The organism is Streptococcus sp. KHUD_014, from assembly GCF_051106275.1.
Taxonomy (GTDB): domain Bacteria; phylum Bacillota; class Bacilli; order Lactobacillales; family Streptococcaceae; genus Streptococcus.
The window spans coordinates 37,315-55,167 of the sequence record NZ_CP193666.1 but is presented as its reverse complement, the minus strand read 5'-3'; the positions used below and the strand labels follow the sequence as shown (position 1 = coordinate 55,167).

Genomic DNA, 17,853 nt, shown 5'->3' with positions numbered 1-17,853 from the left:
TTTTAGAAGAGTATTATACCTTCATTATACTCCTTCCCAACCTCCAAATCAAAAAACATCTCCATTTATTTAAAAGGAGATGTTTGGCTATTTGTGATAAATTTCTAGGTTGTATAAATAGTCGAAGCTGTCGCAATAGTATGCCACTGGTTGGCTGTCGTTGCTGCAAAGTCCTTGTCTGCGTATAAGTCAGTAAATGGAAGAATTTCGACTTCTAATTCTTCGATGCGGTCAATTTGACCAGCCAAATAAGCCTCGATACGGCTTTCTGCTCGCTTAATTCGTTGCAAGAGTCCACCCATACGAATATCTACTGTATCCAAGCCAAAGACCTTGTTTTCTTTCAACCATTGGTGGCTAAAGAGCTTGTGGAAGGTTTCAATCTGGCTTCTTAATTTTGGTAATTCTTCCCTAGCAATTTGTTTCAAGCTCTCTTTATCACCTGCTTGATAGGCTTGACGAATGCGTCGTCCCACATCAACCTTGCCACTTAAAATAGCATTCAACTGGGCTTGAGTTTCAAAGAGGTAGGCATAGTTCCCAGATTTCTCTTTAATGTCAGACAAAATCTCAGCTGCCTGGGCAAAGTGAGGCTTATCCTGTTCAGGAGTCATGTGCTTATCAAGAATTGGGCAAAGAACATCCTGATAAAAAGTATAGCGGTTGGGATTGATACCACTGAGATTATCTGGTAGATCTGGTAAGAGGTTGGCAAGGTCAAGCTGCATAAAGTCCTCAACAGATAGACCTGTATTGGTCTTGAAGTGAGCAGATAAACGCTCTAAATCATTTCGATAGCTGAGTTCTGCCCAGATTTGTAGACTTGGCAGAATAGAGAACTGAGCTGTTTCACCACCATTATCTCCCCAACCAGTCACGATGACTTCCTTGATCTGATTGGCACGGCAGGCTTTGTTAGCTTCGACAGCGATGAGACGACTGAAATGGTTGTGTGGCGTAAAACCGATCCACTTCCAAGCACCACCTGCAAAGGCAATATCCTGGCTAATCTTGTGGTGATTACCAAAGTTACGGTTGTATTTTTCTTCGCTATCCTGATAATAATCCCAGTAAACCAAGGTCACACGGTCTTTGAGACGGTCAAGATAAACACGAGTTTCTTCTGGAATTTCGACATCACGGTCGTACTGGCCATCTGCTGACATGAGTTTGAAGAACATATCGCTCCACATCTGGCAGTGGAAACCATACTTGTCTGCAATATCCAGCACGCGCTCCAAATGTTGACACATGAGGAGGCTACGGTCCACAACACCGTTTAAGATGAGATAGCGTCCCAAACCAACCAAGTGGGCTTCGTCCATGCCGATATTGACCTTGCGTGTTTGTAGTTTAGACAAAGTCGCAAACATGCCGTCGATTAGGTCGTAAACTTTTTCTTCGCCGATGAGGAGAATGTCCTCTACATCACGAAGTTGCTGGACTTCTTTAACACCCCATTTGACAAAGGCTGATAAGTGAGCCAAGGTCTGGATACATGGTACAAAGGTCATATCAAACTGCTGGGCATAGACTTCGATTTCCTGTAACTCTTCAGCTGAATAAGCCCCTCGGAAATAACCAAAATAAGGTTGCCCTTCAATCTGATAAGTATCTTCCATGTAGAGCTCAAAAGTTGAATAACCCATCAGAGCTAAGACTTCAATCATCTGCTTGGCAGATGCAACATTTAGAACCGCATTACGGGAACAATCCGCCATGTAGGCTAAATCTTCATAAGCCGCTTGCTCCTCAATCTCTACCTTATCACCTTCTTCTAAAGCTGTTGCGAGAACGGACAAGGCGCGATAGAGTTGGTAAGGTTTGCGATAAGTCAATTGATATTCTCCGCCCTCACCCTTGATAGAGATGGAAGCTTGGTCAGACTGAGCGACTGCCACTTCTACATCTGGTAGAGAAATGTGCTTTTGAAGTAAGTCTATAGCTTGCTGTTGTTTACTGCTAATTCCGGTAAAATTTACCATTGGTTCTCCTCCTGTAACCAGTTGACAAGGGCACCGTAGAGATTGGCATCTGCCTGATAGGTGCAAGCTTGGATCACTGGCGCAATTGTATACTCTTCATATCTTTCCACAAAGACGTCTACCGCTTTTTGCACCCCTTTGATAAAATCTGGGTTCTGACTGATAGAGCCACCTAGGCTGATGACATCTGGGTCGATCAGGTATTGAATATTGAGGAGCCCTTGAGCTAGATTACGATTCATACGCTCAATGGCTTCTTGGCAAAGGGCATTGCCTGCTGAAGCCTCTTGATAAACCTTACGGCCATCCCAGTCTGACTGACCTGATTTTTCAATCACATAACGAACCATGTTTCCTGTAGAAGCTAGTTGTGACCAGTTGTTGAGTTTTTCTGCTGGTTCGATAGTTGTCATGTAACCAAACTCTCCACCCAAGCCATGGCGACCACGGTGAATTTTGCCATTGATAATCATGGCCCCGCCAATCCCTGTGCCAATGACAACACAGGCTGCATTTTCAATCTCAGGATGAGCTAGCAGTTCACTGAGTCCAACACAGTTGGCATCATTTTCTAGATGGACAGGGAGTTGGTGATGAGCAAGGGTCTCATACCATGAAAAACCATGGATATAAGGAATGGCACTAATCCCCTCAATCACACCTGTTTCTTGATTGACCGCTCCTGGAACACTCATAGCAATCCCACGATAGTCCTGTTCAGACAAGCGTTGGTCCAACCAAGCTAGCAAATCTTCTAGAGTTTCTGGAGTTGGAGTGCTGGTCTTATCTAAAATCTTTCCATCAGGAGTTAGACTAGCAAACTTAATGCCAGTCCCTCCAATATCAATTGTTGCAATGGTCATTGCTTTCACCTGCAAAAAGGAGCGAATCAGCAGTTGGTTCTTACTTTTTCGCTCCTCCTTTCTGTTTATGTTTTCTTTTTGAAATTAAATTTCTTCTTTTTGAATCAATTCTGTACGAATTTCTTGCGGTGCCAATAGTCCTGAGTGAACTGGATATGGGCGCTCCAACAAGTCAAGAATGGTTTGTTGTTTTTCAGACACACGGATATTTTCTTGACTCATGTTGTAGTAACGAAGGACGTAGCCTTCTTCATTTTCAGCAACTTTAAAGGCTGTTGGGCAGACTTGTGGCAAGTTCAATGCCGCATGATTGAAGAGACTACCTGTTGCTGCGACGCTACCTTCTTGTTTTGCAACTTGAAGAGCTGTAAATGGCACCTGGAAGGCTTTGGCGCGACGGAAGGCAGAGAAGCGTTCGCCTGCCTGGTGACATTCCACAGCAAATTCTACTTCGACATCACGCAAGCACTGAGCTTCTGGTGTTGGGAAGTAGCCCCAGTCACCTAGCTCACCTGAAGCACGAAGAACCGTCACTGCAATGGTGTCATCTCCAAGGATTTCGTATTCGTGCAATCCTTTATTTGCTACAGTTACAGCCTTTTCATCATCATAAAGGCTGACAAAGGCTTGTTGGTGTTGTGGATTTTCAGGATTTTCCCAAGAAGCTGCTGGTTTATTTGGTCTTGTCACAACTTCATAGATGCTTTCAGAATCATTGCTTGGACGAGTGTTATGAGTTTTCACCAAAAGACGGATGCGGTGATCCTTGGCAGTATTGGTAAAACGAGTTTTAAAGCGAATCTGTGGGTTATCCACAAAGACGGTCATCTCAGTTTCAAGAGGAATGGTTGTCAACTCTTCTGAACGACCTGCGTCTCGTTTCATGAACTCGATAATGCCTCTTTGTTCAGCATCCAATTTTTCATCTGCACTGACTGGAATCGTCAAGTCATGCTTGAGCAAGATTTTGGCATAGCGAGCATTGTTTTCTAGAACATCGTATCCTTTCAATTGAGCATAGATTGGTTCGGTTCCTTTTGGTTGGAAGTAAATATATTCGTTACCAATATCTCCACGATCCTCAAAGCGGATAAAGTCTTCGTAAGCTTCGTTTGTAGTCTTGTCATAGACGGTGATGCCTTCATCTACACTCACAGTTACAAACGGTGTATCAATGACTCCATTTTGGTAAATACCATCACGGTGATTTACTTGACCTTCAACCAATTGGAAACTTGCCCAAGAAAGAGGAGCAAGGTGAACTGGGATTGTCACGCGCACTTGACGAGCAATATAGGGTTGACGGAATTTATCTTTAGGCAGAGTATAGCCAAAACTTGCTCCCAAGTCTTCAATCTTGGCTTCAATGACATGACCATCCAAATCTTCAATATGGTAATCTGGCAAGGTCACGGCTGCCATCTTCTTGTAACCTTCAGTCGGATGCAATTCTTTAAAATCACAAGTCACAACATCCACTACAACACTAACTGTATCAACCTTGTCATGTAAAGCTGTGTTGACAACGGTAAAGAGGTGGTCGCTTTGCGCATTTTGAGTAGCTAGCTTGCTCTTCCACTCGTTGAGAAGGTTAGTCTTAACAAAATTCCCGACTTGATTAACCTTTGCAAAACGAGTTTCCATTTCACGGTGAACTTCATCAATACTACAACCACAGATACTATCGTGCGGTGCATTTTGCAGAAGTACTTTCCAAGCATAGGTCAATTGATCCTTATGATTATGACCGCCAGTGAGAATAGTCAATGGTTCCACAACCTGCTCTAACAAGTTGCTATTTTCTTGGAAGGATTGTTTGAGGTAAATACGGGAAGAAGAGGTGTTAGCAAGAGTATACCAACCATCCGTTTCCTGACTGGTCAACTCACCTGTGACCGTTGATAGGTGTTCAGGAAGTGCACTTTCCACTGCTTGGACATATTCATCAAAAGAACTGTGAATAAAGGTTACATCAGGGAAGAGTTCGTTTGCCACACGAATGGCTTCGCTAATATTTCTCTGTACAGGCTGGTGGTCACAGCCGTTCATCATTAACCATTGGTTGGTCGATGCATAATCACGGACGTCTGCTAATTTTTGCTTCCAGAAAGTCAAAGCCTCGTCTTTATCCACTGGAATTTCATTCCCGTTACTGTACCAGTTAGCAAAAAGAATGCCGAGTACACGGCTACCATCAGCCCCTTGCCAGTACATCTCAGAAAATTGAGAGGTAAACTGCTCATCCTCGAGGACTTGGTTGTCAAATCCGATTGGCTTGACACCGCGACCAAAGGCTGCTACGTGAATACCTGATTTTTGAAGGATTTGAGGAGCCTGCCCCATATTTCCAAAGGTGTCTGGGAAGTAACCAATTTGAGTAGATTTGCCCCATTTAGCACATTCCGCTTGTCCAATCAAGGTATTGCGGACGTTAGCTTCACTGGAAATCAAGTAATCATCCTGCAAGATATAAAAAGGACCAATCTTGAGCTTGCCTTCGTCGATATAACGCTGCACCTTGTCACGGTTTTCAGGGCGAATTTCTAAATAATCATCAAGGACAATGGTTTGTCCATCTAGGTGGAAGCTCTTGAACTCAGGATCATTTTCAAAAAGATCAAAAAGATTGTCAAACAGTTCCACCAATTGCATACGGTGGCTTTCAAAAGGTAGATACCACTCACGATCCCAGTGACTGTGAGAGATGATATGTACAACAACATTTTCCATGAGTAAAACCTCATTCTAACTTAAATTTAAAAATAGATTTGTGATTCTTTACCAGAATCAGTTGAGCGAAAACGTGCTCCTTATACTCAATGAAAATCAAAGAGCAAACTAGGAAGCTAGCCACAGGCTGTACTTGAGTACGGCAAGGTGAAGCTGACGTGGTTTGAATTTGATTTTCGAAGAGTATTAGCGAATATCCAGGTAATCCAAGACCAATTCGCAAAACATCATGTTGGCCCATGAGAACCATTCACGTGAGTAGAGAGTCGGATCATCTACGTGGAAGCTTTCGTGCATAACACCTGTTCCGCCATCACAAGCAACTAGTTGGTCTAGCAAGTATTTTTTCTCAGCTTTATCTGTAGCTGTTAAGCCTTGAATTGATAGGGCAATCGGCCAGATATAACGATAGAAGGTATGAGAACTTCCAAGTCCGCTAGCGTATTCTCCTTGATAGAAGTAGGGATTTTCAGGGCTGAGAATGGTGCGACGAGTGGCTTGATAGACCTCATCGTTCACATCACAGTAACCAAGATAGGGAGCAGCTAACAAACTTGGTACGTTAGGGTCGTCCATGATGCTAGCATTTCCTAAACCGTCTACTTCAAAGGCATAGATCTTCTCGCCCTTGTTGTTAGTGGTGTAGGCATAATTTTCGATTCCTTCTTGGATTTCAGCTTGCAGACGTTTAGCGTCAGAAATGATACTCTCGCTATCAGCTAGATTCAATTCTGCAAAGATTTCCTGGACATAACCCAAGACAACCACTGCAAACATATTCGACGGAATCAAGTAGCTATACTGACAGCAGTCATCACTTGGACGGAAGGCTGACCAGGTCATGCCTGTCACAGCAAAGTCAGGACCAAAACCATCATTAACCAAGGTATCTTCCTTACGATCGGTATCACGGACGAAACGGTATGGTGAGTTATTGTGATCTTGCTCCACCGTCCAGAGATGGAGAATTTCCTTGGTCGCTGTAACAAAAGTTTCATCAAATTGGCTCGTCTCACCAGTTTCTTTCCAAAGGAGGTAAGCCAACTGCAATGGGTAGCAAAGCGAATCCACTTCATACTTACGTTCCCAAATCCAGCCATTGAGGTCTGTATGGTCTGTCTCGTGATGACCCTTCCAGTTCTCCTCAATATTAAAAGAGTTGGCATAGGGATCCTTGAGAATCAAAGTCATCTGGCGTTTAACCAAACCAGCAATGGTCTGGCGTAAACGAGGGTCTCTTTTTGCCACATGAAGGTATGGTCTAAGCTGAGCAGTCGAGTCCCGAAGCCACATAGCTGGGATATCCCCAGTCAGCACAAAGGTCGATCCGTCTTCTAAAATTTCAACTGTATTGTCTAAAGTGTCTGTATAGCAACGTTCAAAGACATCCACCCATTCAGGATGATCTTTAGCACGCTCCGCTACCTCATCTAGCCACTCTCTGACAATTTCTTTTGAATAAACCATAAACTATTTTGCCTCTTTCAAACAAATTTTCATTTTCAGTATATAGTTTTTAGCCCAGAAAATATATACACAAATGTTAGTCATTATTCTACAAAATTGTTATATTTGAAAGTCATTTTCTAAAAGTATCCTTTTTCTGATATAATGTAGAAAACTACTGAAGGAAACCACTATGAAACCGATACTTGAAACCATTGATACCCGCTTTGGCACAGCTAGCAAGCATGCATTTTCACGAGGCAATACACTACCCTACACAGGTGTTCCTTTTGGCATGAATTACTTTGTCCTCCAAACTAGCGACCAAGAAGGATCATGGTTTTTTGACCCTCATCTTCCTATCTTTCAGGGTATTCGACTAACCCACCAACCTAGTCCTTGGATTGGCGATTACTCCTGGCTCTTACTGACTCCAGTTACAGGAAAAATCAAGGGTGACACTCTCTTTCATCGTCAATCTTCTTATAATCTTGAACGTGCTATTTTTAATCCTCATTTTCTAAAGATTTTTTCTGAGCGTTATCAGATTGAAACGCAGCTAAGTCCTACTTGCTATGGAGCTTCTATTCAACTAAGACAGATACAAAGAAAAGCCCTCTCCCTCTATCTTCACGCAGCAGATGAACTGACAGTTGAACAAGTCGATAAGCGAACTCTGGCCCTGAGACAAGAAGGTGAAACCGAAACCAATAAAAGTCCTCTCGTCATGTATACTTCCCTCACATTCTCTACGGATATTCTATCTATCAATCAAGAGGGGCAAGACTGGCGGATTGATTTGGCTGAATCGGAAACTCAAGTTCAACTAGCCACTTCATTTATTTCCAAAGAACAAGCTTTCTTTAATCTTCCTAAACAAGATTTTACAGAAACAAAAGCAGATGCTAAAGTAAGTTGGGAAAACCTTCTAGGCCGTTTTGATGTCGTGGAAACTGGATCTGTAGACCGAACATTTTTTGATCACTGTCTTTATAGACTCTTTCTCTTCCCGCAAACCTTTTATGAGGTGAGTGAACAGGGAGAAGAGATTCATATAGACCTCGCTTCAGGAACAATTAAACCAGGTCTTCTCTTTACCAATAATGGTTTCTGGGATACCTTCCGCACTTCATTCCCACTCTTTGCCTTGATTATTCCAGAATACTATCGTCAGTTCCTTGAAGGCTTCCTCAATAGCTATCGAGATACTGGATATCTCCCTAAGTGGCTGGCTCCTGACGAAAGAGGAATGATGCCTGGCACTTTGATTGATGGTGTATTAGCAGATAGTGCCTGCAAGGATATGGCACCTGAGTTTGAAGAAGAATTTCTCAAAGCCATGATTGAAACTGCTACTAAGGCAGATTCAAAAGCTATCAACGGGCGACACGGCCTAAGCCAATACCAAGAACTGGGCTATTTATCCACAGATTACCACGAAAGTGTCAGTCATACGCTAGATTATGCCTACAGCGATTTTTGTATCTCTACTTGTGCAACAAAATTAGGTCAAGAAGAGCTAGCACAAACCTATGCACAATATGCTAAGAATTATCAGAATCTATTTGACTCTGAGACAGGTTACATGAGGGCGCGTGATGTAGATGGGAACTTCCGTCCTGACTTTTCTCCCTATAGTTGGGGTCGTGACTACGCTGAGTGTTCAGCTATTCAAGCCAGTCTCGGTGTCCTACACGATATTTCTGGACTTCGCCAACTAATGGGTGGAAAAGAAGCCTTTAGCAACTATCTTTTGAAAGCTTGTCAAAGTCTCCCACTTTTTGAAACGACGGGCTATGGATATGAAATTCATGAGATGAGCGAGATGGCAACAGCGCCATTTGGTCAACTAGCCATTTCCAACCAACCAAGTTTCCACATCCCCTATCTGTTCCGCTACAGTAATTACCCCCAATATACCAGTCTCTTAATCAAAACTCTCCGTCAAAAAGCCTTTCGAGCTGGCTGGGATGCTTATCCAGGAGATGAGGATAACGGTAGTTTATCGGCTTGGTATGTCTGGTCTGCTCTCGGACTTTACCCAACCTGCCCAGGAAAAGCAAGTTATGACCTTGGAATTCCACTCTTTGACTACCTTCGTGTCTATCTGACAGAAAAAAATCAGTGGTTGGATGTTCGTACTCAGCAAAATCATGAACACTTCCACTTTGTCCAAGACTGTCATCTTGACGGAAAAGAAGTTCAGAGTATTGGTCACCAAGAATTGCTAAACGCCCAATCTATCGACTTTACCCTCGGCTGGTTACCCAAGCATAACTAATACAATATCCCACAAGTTATCCACAAATTGTGGATAACTTGTGGGAAAATATTTTTTTCAATAATGCTCTCTCAGCTCTTTATAAGAATAAGGCTTTAAAACATATACTTTTAAAACAAGCATTAACCCTCTATCAAAGTACTTTCACACTCGATTTTGAAGATAACTAATTCTCAAAGCATCTGTTTTTTTATACTAACTTTTGGAAATAGTTATCCACAGGCTGTGGATTAGCAAAGTTTGTTTTTACCTTCAACACAAGATTAAAGATAAAAATAAGACGAGGCAAAAACTCACATTTAATACTCAATGAAAATCAAAGAGCAAACTAGGAAGCGAGCCGCAGACTGTACTTGAGTACGGCAAGGCGAAGCTGACGTGGTTTGAATTTGATTTTCGAAGAGTATAAGAGAAAATCCAGTAACTCTTTCTATAATAAAACGCATAATACCAAGGTTTATAACTACCTGACATTATGCGTTTTTATTATTATGAAGATTCTATGCTAGCTTGATAGACTAATCAATTGCTACTTGGCCTCATACCAAGTCACGCCTTCATTTTCATCAGCAATCAGGGGCACACTGAGTTGAATGGCTTCTTCCATGGTTTGTTTGACAAGTTTTTTAATAGATGCCAATTCTGACTTAGGCACTTCAAGAACAATTTCATCGTGTACTTGTAACAGCATCTTAGTTTGATAACCACCTGCTACCAAGGCTTTATCTAGCTGAATCATGGCGATTTTGAGAATATCTGCAGCCGATCCTTGAATAGGTGAGTTGATAGCTGTACGCTCTGCAAAACCACGAATGTTAAAGTTACGCGAATTAATATCTGGCAACTCACGACGACGTTTGAAGAGAGTCTCTACATAACCCTTATCACGCGCCTCACGAACGACTTCATCCATATAATTTTTGATACCAGGGAAGCGTTCAAAGTAAGTGTCGATGTATGCTTTAGCCTCTTTACGGCTGATACCTAGGTTATTGGATAAACCAAAGTCTGAAATTCCGTAAACCACTCCAAAGTTAACAGCCTTGGCATTGCGACGGTCGTTTGCAGTCACATCCTCAGGACGTTCGATTCCAAAGACACGCATGGCTGTCGAGGTATGGATATCCACTCCCTCTTGGAAGGCCTTGATTAAGTGCTCATCTTTAGAGATATGCGCCAAAACTCGCAACTCAATCTGTGAATAGTCAGAGCTGAGAAGGACACTATCCTCCCACTCTGGCACGAAAGCCTTACGAATAAGGCGACCTTGTTCCAAGCGAACAGGAATATTTTGCAAGTTTGGATCCACACTAGACAGACGCCCTGTCTGAGTCAAATCTTGAACATAGCGCGTGTGAATCTTGCCATCCGCTAAAATCCAATCCTGCAAACCAATCACATAAGTCGATTGAATCTTAGCAATCTGACGATAATCTAAAATTTTCTTGACGATTGGGGCAATAGGAGCTAGGCGCTCTAACACATCCACTGCTGTTGAGTAACCTGTCTTGGTTTTCTTGGTGTATTCTATAGGGAGACCTAGCTTTTCAAAAAGTAGTTCGCCCAACTGCTTAGGCGAGTTGATGTTAAATTCCTCACCAGCCAATTCATAAATCTCTTGAGTTAGCTTTTCAATGACAAGCTCATTTTCAGCTTGCATCTCGAGTAGAGTTTCTTTTTTAACCTTAATCCCAGCGATTTCCATCTTAGCAAGAACAAAGGCCAAAGGCTGCTCCATATCATAGAGAAGGTCTAATTGTCCGTTTTCACTTAACTTTTCAAGCAATACAGGCTCTGTCTCAACCAGCACAGCAAGCTTGCGAGCCAAGTGCTCCAAGAAGGTTTCTCTCTCAGGGATAGCTTTCTTGACACCCTTACCATAGAAGGTTTCATCATCGACTAGGTAAGTTTGACCATAGAGACTAGCGATGGTTGAAATTTCATTATTCTCAACAGTAGAGAGAAGGTATTTGGCCAAGCGACTGTCAAAAGCAGGAGCCTGCAAGTCCAAATTAAAGCGATTTAAGAGAACTTTAGCTTTCTTAAAATCATATACTTTCAGAGGTGTTTTTTCTAGAAAATCCTTGAGAATCGGATCCTGCAAGAGTTCCAGCTTATCTGTAGCATAGAGCTTGTCTCCACAAGACCAAGCGAAACCAATCAAGTCATCTGTATGGTAATTCTCACCAAAAAGTTCAAAGTGGAAGATAGAGTCGGCACTCAGCATGTCTTCACTCACTTTGTCCACCATGGTGAAATTCAAAGTTTCAGCTTGATTCGCCTGAGAAGCATTCAAGGCTTGTTTGAGCTGCTTAAAACCCATCTCATCGTAGAATTTTCCGAGGTTTTCGATATCTGGACCGCTATAAACCAAATCATCTAGACCTATCTCAATTGGCGCTTTCGTGTCGATGGTAGCTAGTGTTTTAGACAGAAAGGCTTGTTCCTTGTCATTGACAAGATTTTCCTTCATCTTGGAAGCCTTCATGCCATCGATATTTTCATAAATACCTTCCAGCGATCCGTGTTCTAACAAGAGCTTGATCCCTGTCTTTTCACCAATCTTGGTCACCCCAGGGATATTATCAGATTTATCCCCCATAAGGGCCTTAAGATCAATAAACTGAGCTGGTGTGATTCCCATCTTTTCCATGAGATATTCTGGTGTAAAGGCCTCAAACTCAGCCACACCTTTCTTGGAAATCTCGACCACTGTATGCTCATCCGTCAACTGAATCAAGTCCTTGTCTCCACTAACGATCGTCACATCAAAAGAATCCTTTTCAGCCAAGCGACCAAGAGTTCCAATGATATCATCCGCCTCATACTGGGCTAATTCATAGTGGCGAATCCCAAGATGGTCTAGCAACTCATGAATGAAGGGAAATTGCTCACGAAACTCATCTGGAGTCTTAGCACGACCACCCTTATAATCAGCGTACATCTCTGTACGGAAAGTCGTTTTCCCCGCATCAAAAGCAACCAAAATATGACTCGGTTGGACACGCTCCAGTAGGTGATTTAGCATCAGGTGAAAACCGTAGATTGCATTGGTATGTAATCCATTGTCATTTTTAAAACGATCCAGTTGCTGATAAAGGGCAAAAAATGCTCGGAAAGCAACTGAAGAACCGTCAATTAGTAATAATTTTTTCTTGTCCATACACCCATTATAAAGGAAAGCAGGGAAAAATACCATTCGGAAGAGCCCAAATGCTGAATAACACTTATGAGGCTGGTTTTTCTACTCGAACTCCATCACCATCAACTTGAAATCCATCGATAGTCGTATCTACTGCCAATTCTCCAGATGCGTTCACGTAATAATGTTTCCCTGAGACCTGGAACCACTGACTAGTCTTCATAGATCCCGAGTTTTCAAGATAATACCAAATGCCTTTGTCCTTCAACCAACCCGTCTGCATTTCGCCAGATGATTTCAGGTAATACCACTTGGAGCCATCTTTTAACCAGCCCGTGGTCATTGTACCATCAGCTTGTAAATGATACCAACTTCCATTTAGCTTCTTCCAACCGACTGCTTTCTGACCATTTTCATAATAGTACCAAATTGTTCCTTCTTTTTCCCATCCATTTTTAGAACGAGAGTTTCCTTCCAGCTGGACATATCTTCGACTACCAGTTCGCGATAGATAAGAAAGCCATTTATAGCCATCTTTTTCAAGAGTCTGATCATAATGAACACTTTCTCCCGCATAATAATAATCGATAATAGTGGCAGTCAGTGAGGGCTGATCCCTAATGGCAGCTTTTTCTGTAAAAATATGTGTCCCGCTAGAGACGGGAGCAGACTGATAATTTCCTGCGCTAGTATTCCCCACATCTTTAAAATGAATAAATCCAGTCATAGAATTGGCCTTTACCGTTCGTCGATTATACCTTTCTCTGACTCCATAATTGTATTCTTCAATTTCAATCATATCACCAAACACATTGGATACCCAAGCGACATGGCCATACTGTCCGCTTGTATCCCAAGCGATAGAACCAATTGCTGGACGCTGATCTACACGATAACCTTCTCGTTTAGCACGATAACCCCAATCCTTAGCATTTCCATACGCAGCAGGCAGCTCAAAACCATTGACACTACTTAAACGAAAGGCAGCGAAAGACGTACACTGTCTGGAATACATCCGCCACTTATCAATTTCTTGACTTCCATTTTTATAATAATAGGGATAATCATCTCCTCGGGCCAGTGATCCATTGTTTGCTTGATTGGCATGAACAGCTCCTCCACCAAACAAAAAAGCCCCCGCTAACAATAGAGAAGTTGTTCCAACAACTGTTTTTCTAAGAGCAAATCTCTTTTTACTTCCTGCTTTACTGAATGTCATTCATTCTCCTTCAAATAATTAGATTTTTGAGGTTGACCTCATCTATATCATTCGAAAGAAAAAGAAAAAAGTGAGAAAACTTCCCACTTTCAAGCTTAATCCAAATAATGAATCAGGTTCTTTTCCGTTAAAATATCTGAATAGGTGAAAGATTCAACATAGACATTAGTTTGTTTGTCTCCTTCAACATTTCCAAACTCAACGATGAAGAGCGAAGGATAAACCTCAATTAGTTTTCCTAAACGATTTTTTTGGCGTTTACGACCATTTTCTAAGGTCATTTCCACCACTTGTCCCTCATGCGCCTTAATTTCTTCTTTGATTTTTTTCATTTTAGCCACATCTGTAAATGCGTCTGTCATCTTGGTTCCTCCATCTTCGAAATACTTGAAAATTTATTATATTCTTTTTGGAAAATCAATTCTACCGTTCCACGTGCACCGCTACGGTTTTTCTCGATAATCACTTCGACCTTATTATTTGGGATTCCTTCCTCTTCTTCACCACCACGCTCATAATAGTCATCACGATAGAGAAAGGCTACGATATCAGCATCCTGCTCGATAGATCCAGATTCACGAATATCAGACAAGACTGGTCTCTTATCTTGACGTTGTTCAACTCCACGGGACAGCTGACTGAGAGCTATAACTGGAACTTTGAGTTCTTTCGCTAAGATTTTCAACTGACGCGAAATTTCAGATACTTCTTGTTGACGATTTTCCCGACCAGTTCCTGTGATAAGTTGGAGATAGTCAATCAAAATCAAGCCTAGATTCCCTGTTTCTTGAGCCAGTTTACGGGAACGGGAGCGAATTTCTGTGATCCGAATCCCAGGTGTATCATCAATATAGATGCTTGCATTAGCCAGGTTTCCCTGAGCAATCGTATACTTACGCCATTCTTCCTCAGTCAATTGACCCGTACGGATAGAATGCGACTCTACCAAACCTTCCGCAGCCAGCATACGATCGACCAAGCTTTCAGCACCCATTTCCAGAGAGAAAATAGCAACTGTCTTATCAAGCTTGGTTCCGATATTTTGAGCTATATTCAAAGCAAAGGCTGTCTTACCAACCGCAGGACGAGCTGCCAAAATAATCAATTCTTCCTCATGCAGACCTGTCGTCATATGATCTAAATCTCGATAACCTGTCGCAATACCCGTGATATCCGAAGTCTGTTGAGAACGAGCTTCTAGATTTCCGAAGTTGATATTCAGAATATCTCGAATATTTTTAAAGCCATTTCGATTGGCATTCTCACTAACGTCAATCAAGCCTTTTTCTGCACGAGCAATAATTTCGTCAGCAGGCTGAGAAGCTTCATAGGCTAGGTTTACAGACTCTGTCAACTTAGCAATTAGGCGTCGAAGCATAGCCTTTTCTGCTACAATTTTAGCATAGTATTCCGCATTGGCAGAGGTCGGCACTGAATTTACAATCTCAACCAGATAAGACAAACCTCCGATAGTTTGTAAATCACCTTGACTATCTAGTATCGTCCGAACTGTGGTTGCATCAATAGCATCCCCACGATCAGATAAGTCAACCATAGCCTGAAAAATCAAACGGTGGGCATACTTAAAGAAGTCTCGTGAATCAATATATTCCCGGACAAAAACGAGTTTAGTCTCATCAATAAAAATGGCTCCCAAGACAGATTGCTCTGCTAGGATATCTTGAGGCTGAACACGTAGTTCTTCAACTTCTGCCATCAGACTTTCCTTCCTTTTACAAAATTGTCAACCAATCTTAAATTATGCTTCCTTGACACGGAGATTGATTACACTTGTCACATCTTGATAAATCTTCACCGGAACATCAATCAAACCAACTGCTCGAATTGGTGATTGAACTTGAATATGGCGTTTATCAATTTTAATACCAAATTGTTTTTGCAGTTCTTCTGCAATTTTTTTGTTGGTAATAGATCCAAATGTACGACCGTCTGGACCAACCTTTTCGACAAACTCAACGATTGTTTCTTCTGCTTCCAGTTTTTCTTTGATTTCCTTAGCTTCTGCAAGCATCTCTGCATGTGCTTTTTCTTCTGATTTTTGTTTACCACGCAACTCACCAATAGCTTGAGCTGTCGCTTCCTTAGCAAGGTTTTTCTTAATTAAAAAGTTTTGTGCATATCCAGTTGGCACTTCTTTAATTTCACCTTTTTTTCCTTTACCTTTAACATCTGCTAAAAAGATTACTTTCATTCTTCTGACTCCTTTTCTTTTGTTTCATTAAAAATAACTGTTTTCAGTTTATCTCCTGCTTCTTGCAGGCTCATATCTGTCAAACGTGCCGCAGCTAAGTTAAAGTGACCACCGCCACCTAACTCTTCCATAATTCGTTGGACATTGATCTTACTTCTGCTTCGCGCAGAAATGGAGATTGCTCCTTGACTATTTTTAGCAAGTACAAAGCTAGCCTCTATACCAGACATGGCAAGCATAGCATCAGCAGCTTTACTAATAACTACGGTATCGTACTCTTTATCCTCCAAAGCTTGAGCAACTAGAATTGATGGTTGTACCATTTGCCCTTGTAAAATTAACTCATTTACTAATCGATATTCTTCAAAATCCGTGGCCGAAATTTCCTGAATGACAATGCTATCACTCCCTCTCGTTCTGAGATAGCTTGCTACATCAAAGGTACGACTTGTTACGCGAGAGGTGAAATTCTTTGTATCCAACATCATTCCACCCATAAGAATACTAGCCTGAATACGACTCAAACGTGTTTTCTTAGAATTTTGAAATTGAATCAACTCCGTCACCAGCTCACTGGCACTGCTAGCTCCACTTTCTATATAAGTAATGACTGCATTATCTGGAAAATCTTGATCCCGACGGTGATGGTCAATGACAATCGTCTGTGTAAACAAGTCATAAAACTCTTTGGATAAGGTTAAAGCTGTCTTGGAATGGTCAACCATCACAAGCAAAGAACGTTTGGTAACCATTGTCATAGCCTGTCCTAAAGGAAGAAGTTTTGAAACACTCTCCTCTTCCAAATAGTTGATAGCTCGAGCGATGTCTGGAGACATCTGCGTAGGATCATAAACCACATAACTATCTTCTAGAACATTACTCGAAAACAACTGCATCCCAACTGCTGAGCCAAGAGCATCCATATCCAGATTCTTATGGCCAACCACAAAAACTCGATCGACACTTTTAAGTTTGTCTGAGATAGCCGTCATCATGGCACGAGTTCGTGTCCGAGTACGTTTAACTGATGCTGCTGAACCGCCTCCAAAGTAGATTGGATTTTTGGTTTCATCATTCTCTTTTACAACTACTTGGTCACCACCACGAACTTCCGCTAAGTTGAGATTGAGAAGAGCAACCTTCCCAATCTGGTCATGATTCCCATCACCATAAGAGAAGCCCATACTCATTGTCAGAGGTAAATTCCGTTGCTTAGCTTCCTCACGAAAGGTATCAATCACAGAAAATTTATCCTGCATCAAGTGATCAAGTACGGTATAGTCCGTAAATAAATAGAAACGATCCATACTCACTCTACGCGAAAACATAGCATATTTCGTACTAAATTCTGAAACAAAATTTGCAACAAAACTATTGATATGACTAATGTCTGATTCAGACGTTTCATTTTCCAAATCATCATAGTTATCAACTGAGATAATCCCGATTACCGGTCTACTTGTCACAAGCTCAACAGTTGCTTCATACTCACCAGAAACATCAAAAAAGTATAAGACACCCGAATTTCTATCCAAATGCACCGCATACCTTTTCTCACCAATATTGGCATAAGTACCAGGTGATGAAATCGAACTCTTTAAAATCATTTGAAATTGAGGAAAATCAATTTCTCCATCCTCAGTTGTCAAAATTAATTCAGCATAGGGATTGAACCACTCAATCTCACTACTGTTCATATTTAATTTAACAACCCCAACAGGCATTTGCTCAAGAAGGGCACTCAAACTATCCGTAGCCTGATGATTGACATACTGGATTTGCTCGATATCCGTTTTTTTGTAGTATTTTTTCTGGAAATTAAAAAGCAGAACATAGAATACTAAAAATAAAAATAGGCTCGCTATAGTGACAAAATCATCCTTTACAAACACAATCAAAATAGTCATCATCGTAAAGGTTACCATAGCAATCAGGTATATAAAAAAGGGATTTATTTCATTTTTTTTCATTCCAA

At 41.5% G+C, this 17,853-nt stretch carries 11 protein-coding genes; 1 reads left to right on the top strand and 10 read right to left on the bottom strand.

The window, feature by feature from the left end; translation table 11 throughout:
- Positions 1-104: 104 nt before the first annotated feature.
- The 4 genes from ACORHT_RS00250 to ACORHT_RS00235 all read right to left on the bottom strand — a co-directional run bounded on the left by ACORHT_RS00250 (position 105) and on the right by ACORHT_RS00235 (position 7,045).
- Entirely contained in the window at positions 105-1,985 is a 1,881-nt protein-coding gene (locus ACORHT_RS00250; RefSeq protein WP_434350232.1) for a beta-N-acetylhexosaminidase, read from the bottom strand.
- Complete coding sequence (locus ACORHT_RS00245) at positions 1,979-2,848, bottom strand: ROK family protein (RefSeq protein WP_434350231.1); 870 nt, start codon at positions 2,846-2,848, stop codon at positions 1,979-1,981. Before ACORHT_RS00245 ends, ACORHT_RS00250 begins: the two co-directional genes overlap by 7 nt.
- Before the next feature lie 84 nt (positions 2,849-2,932).
- Positions 2,933-5,578 (bottom strand): alpha-mannosidase, encoded by a 2,646-nt coding sequence (locus tag ACORHT_RS00240; RefSeq protein ID WP_434350230.1) that lies wholly within the window; start codon positions 5,576-5,578, stop codon positions 2,933-2,935.
- Between the two features lie 186 nt (positions 5,579-5,764).
- Positions 5,765-7,045, bottom strand: coding sequence for a glycoside hydrolase family 125 protein (locus ACORHT_RS00235; protein ID WP_434350229.1), 1,281 nt, complete (start codon positions 7,043-7,045; stop codon positions 5,765-5,767).
- A gap of 172 nt (positions 7,046-7,217) precedes the next feature.
- On the opposite strand from ACORHT_RS00235, the gene ACORHT_RS00230 reads away from it, so the two are divergent.
- Positions 7,218-9,305 (top strand): GH92 family glycosyl hydrolase, encoded by a 2,088-nt coding sequence (locus ACORHT_RS00230; protein WP_434350228.1) that lies wholly within the window; start codon positions 7,218-7,220, stop codon positions 9,303-9,305.
- A 529-nt stretch (positions 9,306-9,834) separates the two neighbouring features.
- Here the strand turns inward: ACORHT_RS00230 and polA are convergent.
- The 6 genes from polA to ACORHT_RS00200 all read right to left on the bottom strand — a co-directional run bounded on the left by polA (position 9,835) and on the right by ACORHT_RS00200 (position 17,803).
- Entirely contained in the window at positions 9,835-12,468 is a 2,634-nt protein-coding gene (polA, locus tag ACORHT_RS00225) for a DNA polymerase I (protein WP_434350227.1), read from the bottom strand.
- 64 nt (positions 12,469-12,532) lie between these two features.
- The gene (locus ACORHT_RS00220) at positions 12,533-13,666 is read right to left on the bottom strand and encodes an SH3 domain-containing protein (protein WP_434350226.1); all 1,134 of its coding nucleotides are present in this window, start codon (positions 13,664-13,666) and stop codon (positions 12,533-12,535) included.
- A gap of 95 nt (positions 13,667-13,761) precedes the next feature.
- A complete protein-coding gene (locus ACORHT_RS00215; protein WP_434350225.1) occupies positions 13,762-14,028 on the bottom strand; it encodes a Veg family protein in 267 nt (88 codons plus the stop codon).
- Positions 14,025-15,383 carry a replicative DNA helicase gene (dnaB, locus tag ACORHT_RS00210; protein ID WP_414321747.1) on the bottom strand — a complete coding sequence of 453 codons (1,359 nt, stop codon included), beginning with the start codon at positions 15,381-15,383 and terminating at the stop codon, positions 14,025-14,027. The genes ACORHT_RS00215 and dnaB overlap by 4 nt, the downstream gene beginning before the upstream one ends.
- Positions 15,384-15,425: 42 nt before the next feature.
- The gene (gene rplI, locus ACORHT_RS00205) at positions 15,426-15,878 is read right to left on the bottom strand and encodes a 50S ribosomal protein L9 (RefSeq protein WP_000864205.1); all 453 of its coding nucleotides are present in this window, start codon (positions 15,876-15,878) and stop codon (positions 15,426-15,428) included.
- On the bottom strand, positions 15,875-17,803 hold the full coding sequence (locus ACORHT_RS00200; RefSeq protein WP_434350847.1) for a DHH family phosphoesterase: 1,929 nt from the start codon (positions 17,801-17,803) through the stop codon (positions 15,875-15,877). Before ACORHT_RS00200 ends, rplI begins: the two co-directional genes overlap by 4 nt.
- Positions 17,804-17,853 lie beyond the last annotated feature (50 nt).